This is a genomic window from Nonomuraea sp. NPDC003201 (assembly GCF_053590415.1).
Map to the genome: position 1 here is coordinate 1 of NZ_JBSFTC010000098.1, position 20,829 is coordinate 20,829.

Sequence of the window (20,829 nt, forward strand, 5' to 3'; positions counted from 1 at the left end):
GCCACCACCGGCAGCCAACCGTGGGCGGCCCGCTCCGGCTCGGCAGCACGGCCCGGCGCCGCCGCGTGGTGGCGGGCCGGTGCGCGGGACGGCCGGTGCCGAGCGTGGCCCGCAGCGGCGCCAGCGTGTCGCCGGAGATCCGCCCCGCCCACACCAGATCCCACACCGCCGCCGCCAGGGTGGCGTCGTCCAGGGACCCGAGCTGGTCGGAGATGCCGCGGAAGAACAGCGCGCCGCCCCCGCCCAGCAGCTCCAGCACGCGCTCGTGCAGAGGAGTCATCGTGATCTCGGCGGGCTCGGGCAGCAGCAGCGGCGCGGTGTCGCCGTAGTAGAGCGACACCCACCCGTCGCCGCCGGGCAGCGAGCCCTGCCCCGCCCACATCACCTCACCCGACGAGGTCAGCTCGTCGAGCAGCGCCGGATGGTAGCCGGGCACCCGCGCGGGCAGCACCAGCGTCTCCAGCGCGGACGCGGGCACGGCGGCCCCTTGGAGTTGTTCGATCGAGCGGACCAGCGCGTCCATGGCCCGGGCCGCCTCGCTCGCGCCCCGGCCGCCGGCCGCCCCCGCGGCTCCCGATCCGGTGATGCCGTGCCAGGCGGGCAGGAAGCGGGCCAGGGTCTCCGGCGCGACCGGCTCGACCTCCTTGCGCAACCTGGCCAGCGACCTGCGCCGCAGCATCCGCAGCACCCCGGCGTCGCACCACTCCTCGCCCCGCCCGCCGGGCCGGAACTCCCCGTTCACGACCCGCCCGGACGCGGCCAGCCGGCGCAACGCGTCCGTCACCACGGCCACACCCAGCCCGAACCGGGCCGCGGCCGGCCCCGCGTGGAAGGGCCCGCGGGTGCGGGCGTGCCGCGCCACCAGGTCGGCCAGCGGATCGGCGACCGGCTCCAGGAACGCGTGGGGCACCCCGACCGGCAGCGGCACGCCCAGCGCGTCACGCATGCGGGCCGCGTCCTCGATGGCCGCCCAGTGCTCCTCGCCGGCGATGCGTACGCGGATCGCGCGACGCGAGCGTTCGAGCTCCGCCAGCCAGGCCGGGTCGCCGCCGCGCACGCTCACGTCGGGCGTGAGCAGCGGCCCGTGGGAGCGCAGCAGGTCGGCGAGGTCCTCCAGGTCGCGCAGTGGCCGGTCGAGCCTGGCCAGCTCGCGCTCGGTGTCGGAGATCACGTCGGGGTCGAGCAGCTCGCGCAGGTCGGCCTGGCCCAGCAGCTCGGCCAGCAGCGTGGTGTCCAGCGCCAGCGCCTGGGCGCGCCGCTCGGCCAGGGGCGCGTCGCCCTCGTACATGAACGCGCCCACGTAATGGAACAGCAGCGACGCCGCGAACGGCGAGGCCTGCGAGGTCTCCACCTCCACCAGCCGCACCCTGCGCGCGGCGATGTCCCGCATGAGCTGGACGAGCCCCGGCACGTCGAAGACGTCCTGCAGGCACTCGCGCATGGTCTCCAGCACGATCGGGAACGAGGCGTACTGCGAGGCCACGCCCAGCAGGTGGGCGGCGCGCTGGCGCTGCTGCCACAGCGGGCTGCGCTTGCCCGGCGTGCGGCGCGGCAGCAGCAGCGCCCGCCCCGCGCACTCCCTGAACCGGGAGGCGAACATGGCCGACCCGCCCAGCTCCTCCGTGACGATCTGCTCGATCTCCTCGGCGTCGAACGCGGCCACGTCGGTCGGCGGCTCGGCCAGCGTGTCGGGGATGCGCAGCACGATGCCGTCGTCGGAGTGGACCGCCTGCACGTCGATGCCGTAGCGCTCGCGCAGGCGCCGGTTGATCGCCAGCGCCCACGGGGCGTGCACCCGCGCGCCGTAGGGGGAGTGGATGACCACGCGCCAGTCGCCGAGCTCGTCGTGGAAACGCTCGACGAGGAGGGTGCGGTCGTCGGGGACGTAGCCGGTGGCCTCGCGTTGTTCGTGGAGGTAGGACAGGAGGTTTCCGGAGGCGTACTCGTCGAGCCCCGCCTCCCGCATGCGCTCGGTCGAGCCGTTCTTGGCCTGCTCGCGCAGGAACTGCCCGATCGCCTTGCCCAGCTCGGCCGGGCGCCCGGGCGCGTCGCCGTGCCAGAACGGCAGCTTGCCCGGCTGGCCCGGCGCGGGCGAGACGAGCACCCGGTCGGTCGTGATGTCCTCGATCCGCCAGGACGTCGCGCCCAGCACGAACACGTCGCCCACGCGCGACTCGTAGACCATCTCCTCGTCCAGCTCGCCCACCCGGGAGGCCTTCTCGCCCACCAGGAAGACGCCGAACAGGCCGCGGTCGGGGATCGTGCCGCCGTTGGTGACCGCCAGCCGCTGCGCGCCCGGACGCCCCTGGAGGGTGCCGGTGACCCGGTCCCACACGATGCGCGGCCGCAGCTCGGCGAACTCCTCGCTCGGATAGCGCCCGGCCAGCATGTCGAGCGTGGCCTCCAGGGCGGTCCTGGGCAGCGTGGCGTAGGGGGCGGCTCGCTTGACCACGGACTCCAGCTCGTCGACCGTCCACTCGTCGAGCGCGGTCATCGCCACGATCTGCTGCGCCAGCACGTCGAGCGGGTTACGCGGATAGCGCAGCTCCTCGATCTGGCCGCTCTTCATCCGTTCGGCCACCACGGCCGTCTGCACCAGGTCGCCCCGGTACTTCGGGAAGATCACACCCTTGGACACCGCGCCGACCTGGTGGCCGGCCCGGCCGATGCGCTGCAGCCCGCTGGCCACGCTCGGCGGCGCCTCCACGCACGCGACCAGGTCGACCGCGCCCATGTCGATGCCCAGCTCCAGGCTGGAGGTGGCGACCACGGCGGGCAGCCGGCCCGACTTGAGCGCCTCCTCGATCTGCGCCCGCTCCTCCTTGGAGACCGAGCCGTGGTGCGCGCGGACGATCTCGGTCACGACCCCCTTGCTCGCCCCGGCCTGCGCCATCATGTCGGCGGGCATCCGCTGGGGCTTCTGCGGCGAGGGGGGTGTCTCCCAGATGGAGAGGTCGATGGCCTCGACGCCGCCGCCCTCCCGCTCGTACGCGAGCTCGTTGAGGCGGGTGCACAGCCGCTCGGCCAGCCGCCGCGAGTTCGCGAAGACGATCGTCGAGCTGTGCGCCCCGATCAGGTCGAACAGCCGGTCCTCCACATGGGGCCAGATCGACCGGCTGCCCGGCTCGGGGGCGAACTCCTCCCCGCCCTCCGGCTGTGGCCGGCCCTCCATCTCCGTCATGTCCTCGACCGGGACGACGACCTCGACCTCGATCCGCTTCTCCGACGGCGGCTGCACGACCGTGGCCGGCCGCGTGCCGCCCAGGAACGCCGCCACCTCGCTCACCGGCCGCACCGTCGCCGACAGCCCGATCCGCTGCGCCGGCCTGTCGAGCAGCGCGTCGAGCCGCTCCAGGCTGAGCGCCAGATGAGCGCCGCGCTTGGTGGCCGCGACCGCGTGGACCTCGTCCACGATCACCGTCTCCACGCCCCGCAACGCCTCGCGCGCCTGGCTGGTGAGCAGCAGGAACAGCGACTCCGGCGTCGTGATCAGGATGTCGGACGGCTTGGCGGCGTAGCGCCTGCGGTCTTCCGAGGGGGTGTCGCCCGAGCGGATCGCCACCGAGATCTCCGGCACCGGCAGCCCGAGTCGGCGCGCCGTCTGCTTGAGCCCGGCCAGCGGCGCGCGCAGGTTGCGCTCGACGTCCACGGCCAGGGCCTTGAGCGGGGACACGTACAGCACCCGCGTCCCCTTCGGCGCGTCTTTGCGCACGGCGGCGGCCTCGGACGCGGCGGCGCCTTTACGTCCGGCGGCCTCGGACGTGGTGGCGCCTTTACGGACGGCGGCCTCGGACGCGGCGGGCCCGGCCTCGGGTGTGGCGGCGGGGCCGGTCTTCTCGAACGCCAGCCTGTCGAGCGACCACAGGAAGGCCGCCAGCGTCTTGCCCGACCCGGTGGGAGCGACGACCAGGGTGTTGTCGCCGCGCGAGATCGACTCCCACGCCCCCTCCTGGGCGGCCGTGGGAGCTTGGAAGGCCCCGGCGAACCATTGCCTGGTCACCTGGCTGAACTGGTCTAGCGAGCTCACCAGCACATATTGCCTCGTGCCACCGACAGAAAACGCATTTGGCTCCCCGGCGAGCGGTTGAGCGGGGGCCCTGGCGGACATACAGCGACCGTGACCATTGACTATGCGGCCATCGAAGCCCGCCGAGCGGAGATGAGACGGCGCCACGTCTTAGCGCACCGGCCATCGAGCAGCGCTCGGGGCCTGCACCACATGGCGCTGCTCTCGTCGGACGTGGAACGCACCATCAAGTTCTACCAGGAACTCCTGGAGTTCCCGCTCACGGAGATCATCGAGAACCGCGACTACAAGGGCTCGAACCACTTCTTCTTCGACATCGGCAACGGCAACCTGCTCGCGTTCTTCGACTTCCCCGGTCTCGACCTCGGGCCGTACCAAGAGGTGCTGGGCGGGCTGCACCACGTCGCGATCTCCGTCGACCCCGCCACCTGGGAGCGGTTGCGCGGGAAGCTGGAGATGGCCGGCGTGCCGCACCAGATAGAGAGCGGCGCCTCCATCTACTTCAAGGACCCCGATGGCGCCCGGCTGGAGCTGCTCGCCGACCATCTCGGTGAGATGTACGGCTCGCGTGTGCTGTGACCGCGGGTCCGCCCTAGCGCCGCGACGCCCTGCGCGTACGCGGCTTGCCCGCACGGGGCTCCTGCCTGACGCCCGCGTGCCTTTCTGATCGCTCCGACTTCTCCTTCTGTACGGTGAGGCGCAGCGTGTGCAGTAATCGGCGGCGCCTGGCCCTGTGGGCCTTGGTCTCGGCTGTCTTCGGTGGCGAAGACTTGGGAGTCTTTGGCATGGGGATGTCCTACCCACCCCCCAGGCGATTCCATACTTGAATCCATGCGCCTGACGGAGTTCTGGAGACGGATGAACGCTCACTTCGGCGACACGTACGCCGAGTCGTGGGCCCGCGACTACGTGCTCGCGCCGTTGGGCGGGCGGACCGTCATACAGGCGCTGGCCGACGGGGAGAGCGCCAAGACCGTCTGGCGCGCGGTCTGCCAGGTGGAGGACATCTCACCCAAGCTCCGCTAGCCGCGGCGGCGTCAGGGCTGCGACATGTCCAGGGCCTGCCGCAACGCCTCCGCCGTGAGCTCCAGCTCGTCCACGCTGCCCTGCCCTCCGGGCGACCACAGGAACGTCCATCCGTGGTGTGACGGGGTGGCGAAAATGATCGTCTGACGGCCCGTACGCGGGTGCCAGACCCACAGCACCGGATCGTCGTTGCCGACCATGCGACTGACCAGGCCATGATGGGGGAGCACCTCGGCGAGTGCCTCCAGATGGGTGCGCCGTTCCCTGGTGTAGCCCCTCGACACTCGCCGCCTCCAACCCTCGGCCCTGCAGTGAGTCTCCCCAGCTCACTGCCCGGACAACACATTGGCGGCCAACATCAGCGGGGTGTGTTCATGAGGATGCGCATGCGTCCGAAGTCGAACGTGAGCGCATACGGCTTGAAGAACTCGTTCGTGGGCAGGCCCCCGATGCGGAAGCCGAAACCGTGCTCGAACCAGGAGGGGAACGCGCCGGACAACCCGGGCACCCGGCGGCGGGCGACGGACCCGAACGTCACCTCGTCCACGGTCGCCGGGTGAAAGCCGTCGCCCGGGGGGATCGGGATGTCGGCGGCCTCGAAGGTGGCGCGGGGAGCGGTGAACCCGATGTCGGCGCCCCCGGTGTCGACGGGGAACACCATCCGGTCCAGGCCGTTCACGGTGCCGTGGGACAGCCGGAAGTGGTCGCCCACGTACCACATGGGCACGCTGTGCTCCGGCCGGACCCGGCCGTTCCTGCGCAGGACGAGCTTCTCGGCCGGATAGTCGATCGTGGACAGGAACCACGACAGGACGCTCGTGCCGATCGCTCCCTGGGTGACCCGCCCGTCGGGTGCGGTGAGCCGGATCGTGTCCGGGATGGTGTGGACGGGCACGTTCTCGATGCGGAGGTCGCCCATAGCGAGCCGGTCCACGTGTCCCTGGTACGCCTTATGGTCTCCGCCGAATGGTTCTGCCGGTCGCGTAGCCGTACATGGGGACGCAGGCGGTCGGCGTACTCCTGGTTGAGGACGAACAACGGCACCGGCTCGAGAACGAGTCGCGGACGCAGGCGGATCGCCTGCTTCGTGCCGGGCGGCCCGCCGACGACCTGGTGGCGAAGTTCGGCGAATACTGGGTGGAGCGGGTACGCGACGGCGGTCAGGACACGTTCGCCCGGATGACCACCGAGCTCATGGTCCACGCGACCCGCCATCCCACCGTCCGTGACCAGCTCGTCGCGCTGTTGTTCCCGCCGGGGCGCCCCGGCCGCCACCCCCTCGCGCCTCCCGGCAGCGGGCTGGGGGGAGCTCCCGTACGAGCAGGCCGACGCGATACTGAGTCGCTGGACATCGGCATGCGCCTGCCCACCCTTCTTGCTCCTGAGCAGTGCCCTCCGGAGCAGCAGTGCCCTCCGGAGCTGTTCACGGCGCTCGAGCTCCTCACCGTCCCCAGGTGCCCCGTGACAGCGAAGTTTGAGCGGTCAGGCCCCGCATGGCGTGACTCACTCTTGACTCACGCCTTCGCGGCGCCATCGTCGATCGGCTCGCCTTCGGCGGTCGGCGCTTGGTCCCGTGGAACCTGCTCAGGCGTGACGGCGCAGGCCGTCGACGATGACGCGCAGGAGGTGATGGGCGCGGGCGTCCCACTCGGCGGGTTCCAGACGGGTCAGGTAGCCGATCAGCAGGATGATGTCGCGGGCGTCCACGTCGGGGCGGACGACGCCCTCGGCCTTGCCCGCGTCGAGGAGCCTGGTCAGCGTCTCGCCGATCGGGCCGAGGCTGTGCGCGGACAGATCCTGCCACACCCCCGCCTCGACAGCTGCGAACACCTCGCGCTTGACCTTCGCGTACTCGGCCACCCGGTCCAGCCAGCCGACCAGGGCGGGCAGCGGCTCGTGTTCGGCGAGCAGTTTCGGCGCGGCGGCCACGAGGTCGTCCACGTCCTTGCGATAGACCTCGGCGAGCAGGGCCTCCCGAGTCGGGAAGTGGCGGTAGAGGGTGCCCTGACCGACGCCCGCCCGCTTGGCGATCTCATTGAGCTTCACCTCGTTCGCGTTCACGATGACCTCTCGTGCGGCCTTGAGGATCCGTGCGCGGTTCTCGGTGGCGTCGGCTCGGCGGCGGGGGGCGTTCATCGGTCCTCTTCATGGCGAGTTGGCTAAGCGGACACGTGTCCGGTACGGTGGGGAGCCCTTAAACGGACACGTGTCCAGTTTACTGTGGAGGAAATCCCTATGTCAGCCATCAGGGGCAAGGTCGTGGCCATCACCGGGGCGAGCAGCGGGATAGGCGAGGCCACCGCGCGCCTGCTCGCCGAGCGGGGCGCCGCCGTCGTGCTCGGCGCCCGGCGGACGGAGCGGCTCGACAAGATCGCCCGTGAGATCCGCGACCGCGGCGGGCGCGCCGTCATCCGAGCCGTGGACGTCACCGCCCGCGAGGACCTCGAACAACTCGTCGGCATGGCCGTGACGGAGTTCGGGCAGCTCGACGTGTTGGTCGGCAACGCCGGCATCAGCAAGATCGGCCCCGTGGCGGACCTTGACGTGGCCGGCTGGTCGGCGATGATCGACGTCAACCTACGCGGCGTGCTGCACGGCATCGCCGCCGCGCTGCCGGTGTTCCGCGAGCAGGGACAGGGCCACCTCGTGACCACCGTGTCGACGGCCGGGCTGAAGATCACACCCACGATGGCGGTCTACGCCGCGACCAAGAATGCCGTGCGTACCCTCCTGGAAGGGCTGCGGCAGGAGTCGACCGACGGCGTGTTGCGGACGACGGCGGTCTCGCCGGGCTACGTGCGTACGGAACTCGTCGGCTCCATCGACAACCCCGAGGTCCGCGAGGAGATCCGCCGCAACATGAACCAGTACGCCATCGCGCCGGAAGCCGTCGCCCGCGCTGTCGCCTTCGCCATCGAACAGCCCCGTGATGTGGAGATCGGCGAGATCGTCATCCGCCCGACGACCCAGAACTGAGCCGGCCGCCCGCGATCAGGGCGATGTCCTCCAGCAGGCGGCCAGGCGTCGTGGTCGACCAAACGCCGCGCAGGCTCGCCTCCCACGCGCCCGCGATGTCCGCGAGAAGGTTGGCGCCCATCTTCCAGCCGCCCCTCGTCCACGCCGGCCCCACACCGCCGGGCCGCGATGACGTACGGCTTCGCCGCAGGCTCGCGCACCCCTGGCCCCCGAGATCGACCTTCGGTGACAATGCTCAGCCTTCAGTGACACAGGACACCAGGGCGGGTGATTGACGGCGACCTGCGTGTTCTTGCTGTGATCGAACAGCCGTTCGGCTACGATGGGTTTCGCCCGAGCCACGTCTTCCCCGGCAGTCGTATGAAAAATGTCGGTGGCAGGCCGTAGCTTTCACTCGACTGATCGGACCACGACCCTCCAGGGGGAGTTCCCATGGCAATCAACGACCGCGAGAAGGCCCTCGAGACCGCGCTCGCTCAGATCGAGCGACAGTTCGGCAAGGGCTCCGTCATGCGCCTGGGCGACGACGCCCGAGCTCCCATCGAGGTGATCCCCACCGGGTCGATCTCCCTTGACGTGGCCCTCGGCATCGGCGGCCTGCCGCGCGGCCGCATCGTCGAGATCTACGGCCCCGAGTCCTCCGGTAAGACCACGATCGCCCTGCACGCGGTGGCCAACGCCCAGCGTGCCGGCGGCATCGCGGCGTTCATCGACGCCGAGCACGCCCTCGACCCCGAATACGCCAAGAAGCTGGGGGTCGACACCGACGCCCTCCTGGTCTCCCAGCCCGACACCGGTGAGCAGGCGCTGGAGATCGCCGACATGCTGATCAGGTCCGGCGCCGTCGACATCATCGTCATCGACTCGGTGGCCGCGCTGGTGCCCAAGGCCGAGATCGAGGGCGAGATGGGCGACAGTCACGTCGGCCTCCAGGCCCGCCTCATGTCCCAGGCCCTGCGCAAGGTCGCCGGCGCGCTCAACAGCACGGGCACCACCGCCATCTTCATCAACCAGCTCCGCGAGAAGATCGGCGTCATGTTCGGCAGCCCCGAGACCACGACCGGTGGTAAGGCGCTCAAGTTCTACGCCTCGGTCCGGATGGACATCCGCCGCATCGAGACCCTCAAGGACGGCACGGAGGCGGTCGGCAACCGCACCAGGATCAAGGTCGTGAAGAACAAGATGGCCCCGCCCTTCCGCGTGGCCGACTTCGACATCCTCTACGGCGTGGGCATCTCCCGCGAGGGCGGCCTCATCGACATGGGTGTGGAGCACGGCTTCGTCCGCAAGTCCGGCGCCTGGTACACGTACGAGGGCGACCAGCTCGGCCAGGGCAAGGAGAACGCCCGCAACTTCCTGAAGAACCACCCCGACATGGCCAACGAGATCGAGAAGAAGATCAAGGACAAGCTGGGCGTGGGCCCCCGCCTCGACGCCCCGGCCGAAGCCGCCGCGGCCCCTGCCCCTGCCCCGGCCGCCGCTCCTTCCGGCCGTGGCTCGAAGTCCACCCCGAAGCCGGGTGACGTCTGATCGTCCACCCCATGAGCGATCGTGCCCCCTCCCATGAGTAACCCGAATCGGCCACCGGCGCCCCAATCCGGGGGCGCCCGGCCCGTCCCTTCCCCCTCCCGGGGCCGCGACCTGGCCCGCTCGGCCGCGGACGGCTGGCCATCGGTCGACGAGTGGCGCGAGCACCGCACCCGCCAACGCACCTCAGCCGAGAGCGAGGCCGCGACAGACCAGGAAGGACACCCCAACAACCCCACCGCCACAGACGAACAGCCCGCCACCAACAGGCAGCCCGACGAACACACGGCCACAGGCGAACGGCACGACAAGCACACGGCTACTGACGGGCAGCCCGACGAGCTCACCGCCACAAGCGAACGGCACGACGAACACTCCGCCACAGACAGGCAGCCTGACCAGCACGCGGCCACAGGCGAACAGCTCGACGAGCACACGGCCACAGACGGGCAGGGCGTTGTGCATGCCGCCACGGGCGAGCCGGACGATGTCCGTGCCGCTTTGGGCGGACAGGACGGCGTCCACACCGACGATCACGTGACCACCGGCACCCGGGAGACCACAGGCCACCTCTACCGGGAACGCACCGGCAGACACCCCTTCTTCGGGGACGACACCGACGATCAGGACGGACCCCGCTTCATCCCCGGGGCCCAAGCCCGATCAGCCGACCAGTACGAATCCCGCACAACCGCCGACACCCAAGTCGGCGCGGATGATCAGCGCGCATCCCGAATCACTGCTGAGGGCCAGGCCGTCGCAGACGATCAGCACGATATACGCACCGACACTCAGGCCAGCTCAGACGCTGAGGTTGCCGGGCACCCTGGCGACGATGGCTCCACTGACGCTGACCCGAGTCCTGCCGCCGCCGACCGGGGAGACCCGGACGGCGGATGGGCCACCACCAAGGGATGGCGTGCCACCGAGGAGGCCGCGCCTGCCGAGCCTGCCAACCGGGGGGACGGCGGGTGGCACTCCGAGGTGCTCGCGGGGAGCAGCTGGTTCGCGGCCGAACCGTCGGACGACGGCGAGACCGGGAGGAAACGATCGAGCAGAGGGCGGCGATCCGCCCGCTCCAACGGACGGGCCGGGCGAAATACCCGCGGGCGCGGCTGGCCATCCGAGGAGCCGGACGCCGAAGACCCTGCTGAGGCCCGACAAGACAGCGGGCCCTCCGCCGAAGCTGCGCAGCATGGCCACGACTTGGCCGGAGCGCCAGACGACGGCGGCGGTTTCGCCGGGGCCAGGTGGGATGACGGGAGCCCCGCCGGAGCGGCACGCGATGGCGCCGACGCCGCCGGATTCAAGCGTGACAGCGAGGACCGCGTCGGAGGACCACAAGACGGTGGCTTCGCTGGATCTGGGCAAGATAGCGGAGGTTTTGCCGGGGCGGCGCATGACGGTGCCGATTCCGCCGGTTCCGTGCAGGGTGGCGGCTTCGCCGGTTCCGTGCAGGGTGGTGGCGGCTTCGCCGAGTCCGCGCAGGATGGTGGCGGCTTCGCTGGAAGCGCGCGAGGCGGTGACGGGTTTGCTGGGGCCTGGCCTGATGACGAGCGTCCTGGCGGAGCTGGGCGCAGTGGCGGGGGCTTTGCCGGGACGGGGCGTGGTGATGGGCGTTCTGGCAGATCCAGGCGGCATGGCAGGGGCTTCGCTGGGGCCGAGCGTGATGGTGGGGGCGAGGAGGGTGATGGGAGCTCTGCCGGATCCGGGCGGAGAGGTGGAAGGTCTCGCGGCTCTGGGCTGAGTGGTGAGGGCTTCGGCGGGGGTGGACAGGACGCTGATCCGGAGTCGGTGGCGCGGGCCATTTGTCTTCGTTTGCTCACCATGGCGCCCAAGACGCGGGCCCAGCTTGCCGAGGCGCTCCGGAAACGTGACGTGCCGGACGAAGCCGCCGAAGCGGTCCTCAGCCGCTTCTCCGAGCTGGGGCTGATCAACGACGAGGCGTTCGCTGCGGCTTGGGTCGACTCGCGGCACCACGGCCGAGGGCTGGCCAAGCGCGCCTTGGCCGCTGAGCTACGTCATCGCGGTGTGGACACCGACACGGTCAAGGAGGCCGTCGAGCGGCTGGATCCCGACCAGGAGGCGGAGACGGCGCGGCGGCTGGTGGAGCGCAAGCTCGCGTCCACTCGGTCGCTCGACCCGCAGACTCGCACGCGGCGGCTGGCGGGCATGCTGGCACGCAAGGGGTACGCCTCAGGGCTGGCTTTCCGTGTCATCCGCGAAGCGCTTGAGCAGGAGGGGATCGAGATGGATGAGGACTTCCCGTAACATCTCCTGCTCCACGGCCCGCCCCGGATGCACGGCTCTCCCCAGGTTTTTCGGGTTCTTCCGGCTCTCGGGGTTCTTCGGGTCCTCGGGGTTCTTCGGGTCCTCGGACTTCTCCGGGGCCCCGGGCTTTTCCGCGTCCCTGGGCGTCTCAGGGTCCTGGGGTTTTGCGGGGTCCCCGAGTCCTGGGGCTCGCTCTGTTCTGCGGGTCCCCCCGCTCCGCGGCTCTCTGCGTTTTGTGGCTTCCTGTGTTTTGCGGTTCGCTCCGTTCCACGGTTGTTTGCGTTCTGCGGGTCCGTCACCCCACGGCTCCGTGGTGTTCCCTGCGTTCTGCAGGCGCCCCGGCTTCACGGCTCGTCTCGTTTTGGGTTCTCTGGGTTCTGCGGATTGCCTGGCGCTCCGCGGCTCTCCCCGGGCTTCCGTGGGTTGTCGTGCTCTGTGGCTTATCCCGTTTTGGGGTTCGTCTCGTTCTGGGGCTGGTCCGTTTTATGGATCTTCGGGTGGCGGCTTTGGTGGATTGCTCGGTCTGCATGTGCTCTTGCACTTGCATCTGCTAGTGCGGCAGTGATTGCGGGTGCGGGTGCTCTTGCACTCGCACATGCTCCCTTGCCCATGCGTGTCCCCTGTCTTGCCTGTAGGTGTCGGTAGGGATTGCAGGCCCGTAAGACACGCTTGATGACGCGTTTGCTTGCTCGTGACCTGTTCGACGCATAACCTCGACGGCAGTGAGGAGTTACTCCGCGCAGCGCGGATTGCCATACCGGTGAACGACGGACGAACGAGGCTGGTTGATCTAGGCGAGCGAGGTGTCGGCTTTGCGAGTCGACGCCCGGTCAGCCTTGGCTGTATATCGATCCAGACGCCGACCGGGCTTTTCGTGGCGCGCTTGTGACCCCTCCCGTTTGTGGCCGCGTTATGAGGTGTTGACGACGCGAGGAGGGCGGGGCGCACATGGGGCCGCTTGTCGTAGTGCTGATGGTGGCGGTGCTCGTGCTCGCGTTCGGGATGATCGTCGCGCTTCTCGTCGTCATAAGGCGCACCTCGAGCAGTCTGCCACGCGCTTCCAAGGCCAGTCCCGAGCAGCAGAAACTCGTACACGAGGAGCTTGAGCAGGCGCGCGAGGAGGCGCAGGAGATCCGGCACAAGGCTGAGACCGACGCCCAGGAGATTCTGCGCAGGTCGGAGGCCGCGGCCGAGAGCGCCGCGCAGCTGCGGCGGGAGGTCGAGGAGGAGAGCCGGATACTCAAGGCCGAGCTCAAGGAGCTGCGCGCTGACCTGGAGCGCCGGGAGTCCCGGCTGGCCGAGCGGGAGCAGCGGCTGGACGAGGAGGCCAGGCGGCAGTCCGAGCGCGACAGGAAGCTGGGCGAGACCGAGGTCGAGCTGGCCGACCGGCGCGAGGAGCTGCTCCAGGTCGAGGGGGAGCGGCGGGCCATCCTCGAACGGGTCTCCGGGCTGACCGGCGACCAGGCCAAGGCCGAGCTGGTCAAGGAGATCGAGAACCAGGCCAAGCGCGAGGCCGCGCTGATCGTCCGGGAGATCGAGAGCGATGCCCGCAAGGAGGGCGAGAAGCGGGCCACCAAGATCGTGACGCTGGCCGTGCAGCGGGTGGCGGCGGAGCAGACGGCGGAGTCGGTCGTCAGCGTGCTGCATCTGCCCGGAGACGAGATGAAGGGCCGGATCATCGGGCGCGAAGGGCGGAACATCCGGGCCTTCGAGTCCACGACCGGCGTGAATCTCATCATCGACGACACCCCCGAGGCCGTGCTGCTGTCGTGTTTCGATCCCGTACGCCGGGAGACGGCCCGGCTGACGCTGGAGAAGCTCGTGCTGGACGGGCGCATCCACCCCCAGCGCATCGAGGAGGCGCACGATCGCAGCCGCCAGGAGGTGCAGGATCTGTGCGCGCGGGCCGGGGAGGACGCCCTGGTCGAGCTGGGGATCACCGACATGCATCCCGAGCTGACGCTGCTGCTCGGGCAGCTCAGGTATCGGACGTCGTACGGGCAGAACGTGCTCAAGCACCTGATCGAGTCCGCGCACATCGCCGGGATCATGGCCGCCGAGCTGAGGATGAACCAGGCGCTGATGAAGCGCTGCGCGCTCCTCCACGACATCGGCAAGGCGCTCACGCACGAGGTCGAGGGCAGCCACGCGCTGATCGGGGCGGAGATCGCCCGCAGGTACGGCGAGGAGGAGGACGTGGTGCACGCCATCGAGGCGCACCACAACGAGGTCGAGGTGCGCACCGTCGAAGCGGTTCTCACGCAGGCCGCCGACGCGATCAGCGGCAGCCGTCCCGGCGCCCGCCGCGAGTCCCTGGAGGCGTACGTCAAGCGGCTGGAGCGGCTGGAGGAGATCGCGCAGTCGTACGAGGGCGTGGAGAAGGTCTTCGCCATGCAGGCCGGGCGGGAGATCCGGGTCATGGTCAAGCCGGATGCGATCGATGACATCCAGGCGCAGGTGATCGCCCGTGATGTGGCCAAGCAGGTGGAGGAGGAGTTGACGTATCCGGGGCAGATCCGCATCACCGTGGTGAGGGAGTCCCGGGCCACCGAGTTCGCGAGGTAGGACCCAGCACCGTTCTGGAACACCGCGGTGGGGGTACACAGCGGTGGGGGTACATCGCGGTGGGTGTGGTGGTTGGTCAGCGTTCGTGGGTGTGGCGGTGGGCGTGGCGGTGCTCGATCGTCCATGTTGGGCGGCGGGGTGTGGTGGTGCCCGGGGAGGGTGAGGGGCCGGGGCCGGGGCCGGGTTCGCGCTGATCGGCGGCGTTCTGGGAGGGCCGGCGGGCGCAATGGGCCAATGGGCGCGGAGGGTCGGCGTTCGTGGAGGGCGACGGGTGTGGCGGGCCAGTGGGCGCGGGGGCGGCGTTCGGGGAGGGTCAGCGGGCGCAAATGGGCCAACAGGCGCGGAGGGCCGACGGGCGTGACGGGCCGGTGGGCGCGGGGGCGGCGTTCAGGGCGGGCCAACGGGTGCGGAGGGCCGGTGGGCGCAAAGGGTCGGTGGGTGGGGAGGGCCGGCGGGCGTGGCGGTGCCTGAGGGAGGCTGAGGCGCCGGTGCACGCCCGCCGGAGTCCACCAACCGGACGAGCGTCAGGCAAGGCGGATACGGGGGTCGAGGAGCCCATACGCCACGTCCACCAGCAGGTTCGCCACCACCACCGCGGTCGTCGCCAGCGTGACCACGCCCATGATCACGGGCAGGTCCCCGCTGACGAACGCCTGCACCACCGCCTGCCCCACGCCGCCCAGGCCGAAGACCGACTCCGTCACCACCACCCCGCCGATCAGCGTGCCCACGTCCACCCCGAGCTGCGTCACCACCGGCGTGAGCGCCGCCCGCAGGCCGTGCCGGTAGATCACGCGCCGCTCGGGCACCCCCTTGGCCCGGGCCGTGCGGATGTAGTCCTCGCCGAGCACGTCCAGCATGGAGCCGCGGGTGAGCCGGGCGTACGACGCCGCCTGGACCGTGGCCAGCGTGATCCACGGCAGGATCAGGTGGCGGGCCCATTCTGCGGGGTTCTGCGAGAACGGCACGTACGAGTCGGGCGGCAGGATGGGCACCCCCGCCATGGTGAGCTGGAAGAACAGGAAGTACAGCAGCAGCAGGCCCACCACGAAGGTCGGCATGGAGACCCCGGCCAGCGCCAGCAGCGTCAGGCCGCGATCCACCAGCGACCGGGCCCGGGTGGCGCTGAGCACCCCCGCGCCGACGCCGAGCGTGAACCACAGCACCGCGCCCCCCAGCACCAGCGAGAACGTCGGCGGGAAGTCGGCGGCCAGCAGCTTGCCGACCGATTCGCCGGAGAAGTACGACTGGCCGAGGTCGCCGTGGAGCAGCCTGCCCAGGTAGTCCAGGTACTGGACGAGGGTGGGCCGGTCGAGGCCGAGGTTGTGGCGGATCAGCTCCACCTGCTCGGGAGTGGCCTGCCGCCCGGCCAGCGTCCTGGCGGGATCGCTCGGCGCGACGAAGAACAGCAGGAACGTCCCGAGGGTGACCAGCCAGAGCACGAGCAGGCCGAGCAGGGCCCGGCGCAGCAGGAACGCGCGCAGCATCACGCCCCCTTACGGGTACGTCGGCGGCGGCTGAACAGGCGCTCCATCCGCGGATCGAGCGCGTCCCTGATCCCGTCGCCCACCAGGTTGAACGCGAGCGTGGTGACCAGCAGCGTGGCGGCCGGGAACCCCAGGTACCAGTACGCCACCCGGTAGAACCCCTGCGCCTCGCTCAGGAGGTTCCCCCACGACGGGGTGGGCGGGACGATCCCCAGCCCCAGGTACGACAGCGTCGACTCGAACACGATGGCCGCCGGCACCAGCAGCGTGGTCAGCACGATGACGGGCGCGAGCAGGTTCGGCAGGATGTCGACGAACATGATCCGGAAGTCGCCCGCCCCCATGGACCGGGCCGCGTCGACGTACTCGCGCTCCTTCACCGACAACGTCTGCCCGCGCACCACGCGGGCGATGGCCGCCCACGAGTAGAAAGCGATCACCCCGATCGTGGCGGACAGCGAGGGCCCGGCGATGGACACCACCGCGATCGCGAAGATCAGGTACGGGAACGACAGCACCACGTCCATGAGCCGCGACAGCACGGTGTCCACGACGCCGCCGTAGTATCCGGCCAGCAGCCCGACGACCACCCCGACGAGTGCCGCCAGGCCGGTGGCGACCACGCCGACGAGCAGCGAGACCCGGGCCCCGTACAGGACCCTGATGAACAGGTCGCGCCCGAGCCGGTCGGTGCCGAACCAGAACTCCCCGTTCGGCGGCACGGGCAGCCCCTGGGCCGTGATGCCGGTGTCGCGGAACTGGTCGTCGGGGCCGTGGCCGTTCCAGGCGGCGATGAGCGGCGCGGCCAGCGCCAGCGCGCACAGGAGGATGACGACGAGGCCGGAGACCATGGCGACCCGGTCGGTCCTGATCCGGCGCCAGGCGAGCTGCCAGGGGCCGCGCCCGGCTATCCCCTGGGAGGTGACGGCGCCGGGTCTGATCTCGGTCAGTGTCATACGACCACCTCAATGGGGAAGTGGCAAGCCGCCGACCCGTCAAGCTGGGGCTCCACGGACGAGCAGACCTCCTGGGCCCGCGGGCACCGCGGATGGAACCGGCACCCGGACGGCGGATCGATCGGCGAGGGCACGTCCCCGGTCAGCACGATCCTCTGCCGCCGCTCCGCCTCGTCCGGGTCGGCCACCGCCGTGGCCGACAGCAGCGCGTTCGTGTACGGGTGCCGCGGCCGGTCGTACACCGGCTCCGCGTCCCCCACCTCGACCACCTTGCCCAGGTACATGACCGCGATCCGGTCGCTGATGTGCCGCACCACGGACAGGTCGTGGGCGATGAACAGGTACGTCAGCCCGAACTCCGTCTGCAGATCCTTCAGCAGGTTGAGGATCTGCGCCTGGATGGACACGTCGAGCGCCGACACCGGCTCGTCGCAGATGATCAGCCGGGGCCGCAGCGCGAGCGCCCTGGCCACCCCGATCCGCTGCCGCTGCCCGCCGGAGAACTCCGCCGGGAACCGGTTGTAGTGCTCCGGATTGAGCCCGACCCGCTCCATCAGCTCCTGAACGGTCCGGCGGAGCTGCTCGCCGCTCATGACCCGGTGGATCACGAGCGGGTCGGCGATGATCGAACCGACCCGCCGGCGCGGGTTCAGCGAGCCGTACGGGTCCTGGAAGATGACCTGGATGTCGCGGCGGTAGGGCCGCATGCGCTTCCTGGGCAGGTTCGTGATGTCAGCGCCGTCGAACCGCACGCTGCCGGAGGTGACCGGATGCAGCCCCGCTATGCAGCGCGCGAGCGTGGACTTGCCGCAGCCGGTCTCGCCGACCAGGCCCAGCGTCTCGCCGGGGGCGAGCGCGAAGCTGACCCCGTCGACCGCCTTGACCTGCCCGACCACGTGCTTGACCAGCGCGCCCGTGGTGATGGGGTAGTGCTTGACCAGGTTCGAGACTTCGAGCAGCATCACGACTCCTTCGCCTTGAACCGCAGCGCGTCGGCCGCCGCGCCCAGCCCGACCGCCTCGTGCGGCAGCCAACAAGCTGAGGCGTGACTGCCCTCACCTGTGACCGTGGCCAGGGGCGGCCGCTCGGCCGAGCAGACCGGCATCGCGTACGGGCAGCGCGGGTGGAACGCGCACCCGGACGGCAGCGCGATCAGGCTCGGCGGCGAGCCGGGGATGGGCCGCAGCCGCCCGCCCCGGTCCCCGCTGCTGCCGGGGATCGACTCCAGCAGGCCCTTGGTGTACGGGTGGTGCGGCCGGTAGTAGAGCGTGCGCCGGTCGGCCCGTTCCACGGCGAGCCCGGCGTACATGACCAGCACCTCGTCCGCCATGCCCGCCACCACGCCGAGGTCGTGCGTGATGAGGATGAGCGCGATCCCGAACTCCGCCTGCACCCGCGTGATGAGCTCCAGGATCTGCGCCTGCACGGTCGCGTCGAGCGCCGTGGTCGGCTCGTCGGCCACGATCAGCTTCGGGTTGAGCGCGAGCGACATCGCGATCATCGCCCGCTGCCGCATGCCGCCGGAGAACTGGTGGGGGTAGTCGTCCACCCGGCGATCCGGCCGGGGGATGCCTACCAGGCCGAGCAGCTCGACCGCCCGCCTCCTGGCCTCGGCGCGGGAGGTGTCCGGCCGGTGCACCCTGATCAGCTCCTCGATCTGCCAGCCGACCTTGTAGAGCGGGTGCAGGCTGGTCAGCGGGTCCTGGAAGATCACGCTGATCTCGGCGCCGCGGATGTGGCGCAGCCGCTCGCCGTCGAGCTCGAGCAGGTCGACGCCGTCGAACACGGCGCTGCCCGAGATGTCGGCCCCGGGGGTGAGCCCCAGGATGGCCTGGGTGCTCACCGTCTTGCCGCTGCCGGACTCGCCGACGATCGCCAGCGTGCGGCCGCGTTCGATGCGGAACGACAGCCCCCGCACGGCCTGCACCACGCCGTCGGACGTGGGGAAGGCCACGCGGAGGTCCGTCACCTCGAGCAGGCTCATCACGGGTTGTTGGGGTCGAGCCAGAGGTTGGTGAAGTCGTAGAGCTGGAACGCCGGCAGGTACAGGGCGTTCTGCACGCGCTTGCTCTTGTAGATCGGCGTGTTCTGGTTGTTGAGCGGCACGATCACCGCGTCGCCCATCACCGTCGTGTCGACCTGGTGCCACAGCGCGGCCGACTTCGTCTGGTCCTGCTCGGCCAGCGCCTGCTTGATCAGCGAGTCCACCTTGGGGTTGCTGTAGCAGCCGTAGTTGCTGGTGCCGGGGTTGCAGTTGGTCTCGAACAGCGGCTGGACGACCGCGCGGCCGTTGTTGCCGTACCAGTCGGGGACCCAGCCGGGGGCCGAGATGTCCCACTTGCTGGCCTTGGCGATGGAGGTGTTCTGCAGGAAGGCGCCGTAGTAGTCGCCCTGCCGGACCGGCAGCCCCTTCACCGTGATCCCGCACTTCTGCAGGTCCGCCGAGTACGACTGGAAGTTGGCCGGGTGGTTGCCCGCGTTGCGGAAGGCGCCGATGAGGGTCAGCCCGTTCGGGTAGCCGGCCTCGGTGAGCAACTGCTTGCACTTGGCGGGGTCGCCCGCGTCACCCGGGCTCGGGTACGGGTTGTACTCCTGGTATCCGATGTTGCCCGGCGGGATCGCGGTGTGCAGCGGGGTGGCCACGTCCGCGCCGCCGTAGACCTTGGCGATGGCGACCTTGCTGACCGCGTACTCGATGGCCTGGCGAACCTTGAGCTTGCCCATGGCGCCGCCGGCGTTCTTGCTCTGCAGGTTGAAGACGATGTACGGGTTGCTCACCGCGCCGGGGAAGATCGTGAAGTTGGGATCGCCGGAGCTCTTGAGCCGCGGGATCTGCGCGGTCGGCACCGGCAGGTCCCATGACAGGTCGGCGCTGCCGGCCTCGAGCTGCTGCTGCACCGCGTCCGGCTCGTTGACGCCCATCTTGACCTCGATGGCGTTCACGTACTGGTGCCTGATCGGGTCCGAATCCTGCTTCCAGGCCGGGTTCCGCTCCAGCCTGATCGACTTGGTGGCCACGTACTGGGTGATCCGGTACGGGCCGTCGGAGATCGTGTGCTGGCGGAACGTGGCGTCGTCCGGCACGTACTGGTCGTACTCCTTGGGCGCTGCCACGGAGAAGTTCAGCGACAGGATGTTGAGGAAGTCGCTGGCGGGCTGGGTCAGCGTGAACACCAGCGTCTTGTCGTCCTTGGCCTGCACGCCCGCGATCTCGTGGGAGTTCTGGAAGTCGGCCAGCGCCGCGGCGGTGGGCTTGGCCTTGGTGAACGCCTTGGCGTACGCGTCGCAGTACGCCTTCATGCCCTTGATCGTGCTCGTGTAGTAGCCGGGCGCGCCGGAGCCCGCCACCGGGTTGCAGATGCGCTTGAAGCCGCGCACGAAGTCGCCCGCCGTCACGTCGCGCGGCGGCTGCGTGTCCCACTGCACGCCGTCACGGAGCTTGATCGTGTACGTGAGCCCGTCGGCGCTCAGGCCGCCGTTGCCCGTCGTGGGCAGCTCGGAGGCGACGTCGGGGACGAGCGCGAAGCCCTTGGTGGCGTCGGACCCCTTCGCCACCCCGTTGAGCGCGAAGAGCCCGCGGGCGTACGTGCGCAGGATCCCGTTGGTGACCGTGTAGTACGAGCTCGTGGGGTCGAGGTGATCGACGTCCCCGCCGCCCACGAGCCTGAGCGTGCCCCCGGAAACCGGCTGGCCCGGGGCGGAGGAGGTGGGCGGGGCGGAATTCCTGGCTCCGGTGTCTGTCTGGCAGGCGGTGGCGAACAAAGTTGCGAAGACCGCCACGGCAATGCTGAAATGGCGCATGCTGGCCATCTGGCCTCCCTCGTGCCGAGATGCGGGGCGTGCATGGCTGGCCGTGTGGGGCGTGCGCCGTGGCCGCGGAGCACGTCCCACCTTGCATGGTCACGCCGGAGGGAGCGCAGGAGAAAAGCCGGTTATACAACCGATGATGATTAGCGTCTGGTAAGTAATATCGATTTGGTGCGAATTCTGTTAA

The 20,829-nt window shown here is 70.2% G+C and carries 17 protein-coding genes; 6 read left to right on the forward strand and 11 right to left on the reverse strand.

Features of this window, described 5'->3' with window-relative positions; translation table 11 throughout:
- A partial coding sequence (locus ACWDX9_RS29405) for an ATP-dependent helicase (protein WP_449959527.1) occupies window positions 1–4,027 on the reverse strand: 4,027 nt, incomplete at its 3' end.
- 192 nt (window positions 4,028–4,219) lie between these two features.
- Here ACWDX9_RS29405 and ACWDX9_RS29410 point away from each other — a divergent pair.
- A complete protein-coding gene (locus ACWDX9_RS29410; RefSeq protein WP_350724791.1) occupies window positions 4,220–4,606 on the forward strand; it encodes a VOC family protein in 387 nt (128 codons plus the stop codon).
- A gap of 252 nt (window positions 4,607–4,858) precedes the next feature.
- Window positions 4,859–5,053, forward strand: a complete 195-nt coding sequence (locus ACWDX9_RS29415) for a DUF3046 domain-containing protein (RefSeq protein ID WP_449959529.1) — start codon at window positions 4,859–4,861, stop codon at window positions 5,051–5,053.
- A gap of 11 nt (window positions 5,054–5,064) precedes the next feature.
- On the opposite strand, the gene ACWDX9_RS29420 is transcribed toward ACWDX9_RS29415, so the two are convergent.
- The 3 genes from ACWDX9_RS29420 to ACWDX9_RS29430 all read right to left on the reverse strand — a co-directional run bounded on the left by ACWDX9_RS29420 (window position 5,065) and on the right by ACWDX9_RS29430 (window position 7,189).
- The gene (locus ACWDX9_RS29420) at window positions 5,065–5,337 is read right to left on the reverse strand and encodes a hypothetical protein (RefSeq protein WP_449959530.1); all 273 of its coding nucleotides are present in this window, start codon (window positions 5,335–5,337) and stop codon (window positions 5,065–5,067) included.
- Window positions 5,338–5,411: 74 nt separating this feature from the next.
- Window positions 5,412–5,987, reverse strand: coding sequence for a hypothetical protein (locus ACWDX9_RS29425; RefSeq protein ID WP_449959532.1), 576 nt, complete (start codon window positions 5,985–5,987; stop codon window positions 5,412–5,414).
- A 650-nt stretch (window positions 5,988–6,637) separates the two neighbouring features.
- Window positions 6,638–7,189 (reverse strand): TetR/AcrR family transcriptional regulator, encoded by a 552-nt coding sequence (locus ACWDX9_RS29430; RefSeq protein WP_449959534.1) that lies wholly within the window; start codon window positions 7,187–7,189, stop codon window positions 6,638–6,640.
- Window positions 7,190–7,288: 99 nt separating this feature from the next.
- Between ACWDX9_RS29430 and ACWDX9_RS29435 the strand changes: the two genes are divergently transcribed.
- Complete coding sequence (locus tag ACWDX9_RS29435) at window positions 7,289–8,029, forward strand: SDR family oxidoreductase (RefSeq protein ID WP_449959536.1); 741 nt, start codon at window positions 7,289–7,291, stop codon at window positions 8,027–8,029.
- On the opposite strand, the gene ACWDX9_RS29440 is transcribed toward ACWDX9_RS29435, so the two are convergent.
- On the reverse strand, window positions 8,004–8,150 hold the full coding sequence (locus tag ACWDX9_RS29440) for a hypothetical protein (RefSeq protein ID WP_449959538.1): 147 nt from the start codon (window positions 8,148–8,150) through the stop codon (window positions 8,004–8,006). The genes ACWDX9_RS29435 and ACWDX9_RS29440 overlap by 26 nt on opposite strands.
- Before the next feature lie 311 nt (window positions 8,151–8,461).
- On the opposite strand from ACWDX9_RS29440, the gene recA reads away from it, so the two are divergent.
- Window positions 8,462–9,559, forward strand: coding sequence for a recombinase RecA (gene recA, locus ACWDX9_RS29445; protein ID WP_185071856.1), 1,098 nt, complete (start codon window positions 8,462–8,464; stop codon window positions 9,557–9,559).
- Window positions 9,560–9,742: 183 nt separating this feature from the next.
- Here recA and ACWDX9_RS29450 read toward each other — a convergent pair whose 3' ends face one another.
- The gene (locus ACWDX9_RS29450) at window positions 9,743–10,093 is read right to left on the reverse strand and encodes a hypothetical protein (protein WP_449959539.1); all 351 of its coding nucleotides are present in this window, start codon (window positions 10,091–10,093) and stop codon (window positions 9,743–9,745) included.
- A 915-nt stretch (window positions 10,094–11,008) separates the two neighbouring features.
- On the opposite strand from ACWDX9_RS29450, the gene recX reads away from it, so the two are divergent.
- Both recX and rny read left to right on the forward strand, forming a co-directional pair.
- Window positions 11,009–11,827, forward strand: coding sequence for a recombination regulator RecX (recX, locus tag ACWDX9_RS29455; protein WP_449959575.1), 819 nt, complete (start codon window positions 11,009–11,011; stop codon window positions 11,825–11,827).
- A gap of 948 nt (window positions 11,828–12,775) precedes the next feature.
- Window positions 12,776–14,392 (forward strand): ribonuclease Y, encoded by a 1,617-nt coding sequence (rny, locus tag ACWDX9_RS29460; RefSeq protein WP_449959541.1) that lies wholly within the window; start codon window positions 12,776–12,778, stop codon window positions 14,390–14,392.
- A 524-nt stretch (window positions 14,393–14,916) separates the two neighbouring features.
- On the opposite strand, the gene ACWDX9_RS29465 is transcribed toward rny, so the two are convergent.
- The 5 genes from ACWDX9_RS29465 to ACWDX9_RS29485 are packed head-to-tail and all read right to left on the reverse strand — an operon-like array spanning window position 14,917 to window position 20,645.
- Complete coding sequence (locus ACWDX9_RS29465) at window positions 14,917–15,879, reverse strand: ABC transporter permease (protein WP_192791045.1); 963 nt, start codon at window positions 15,877–15,879, stop codon at window positions 14,917–14,919.
- Window positions 15,879–16,835, reverse strand: coding sequence for an ABC transporter permease (locus tag ACWDX9_RS29470; RefSeq protein WP_350724807.1), 957 nt, complete (start codon window positions 16,833–16,835; stop codon window positions 15,879–15,881). Before ACWDX9_RS29470 ends, ACWDX9_RS29465 begins: the two co-directional genes overlap by 1 nt.
- A complete protein-coding gene (locus tag ACWDX9_RS29475) occupies window positions 16,832–17,797 on the reverse strand; it encodes an ABC transporter ATP-binding protein (RefSeq protein WP_449959543.1) in 966 nt (321 codons plus the stop codon). Before ACWDX9_RS29475 ends, ACWDX9_RS29470 begins: the two co-directional genes overlap by 4 nt.
- The gene (locus ACWDX9_RS29480) at window positions 17,797–18,819 is read right to left on the reverse strand and encodes an ABC transporter ATP-binding protein (RefSeq protein WP_449959545.1); all 1,023 of its coding nucleotides are present in this window, start codon (window positions 18,817–18,819) and stop codon (window positions 17,797–17,799) included. The genes ACWDX9_RS29475 and ACWDX9_RS29480 overlap by 1 nt, the downstream gene beginning before the upstream one ends.
- Window positions 18,819–20,645 (reverse strand): ABC transporter substrate-binding protein, encoded by a 1,827-nt coding sequence (locus tag ACWDX9_RS29485; protein WP_449959547.1) that lies wholly within the window; start codon window positions 20,643–20,645, stop codon window positions 18,819–18,821. The genes ACWDX9_RS29480 and ACWDX9_RS29485 overlap by 1 nt, the downstream gene beginning before the upstream one ends.
- Window positions 20,646–20,829: the final 184 nt, after the last annotated feature.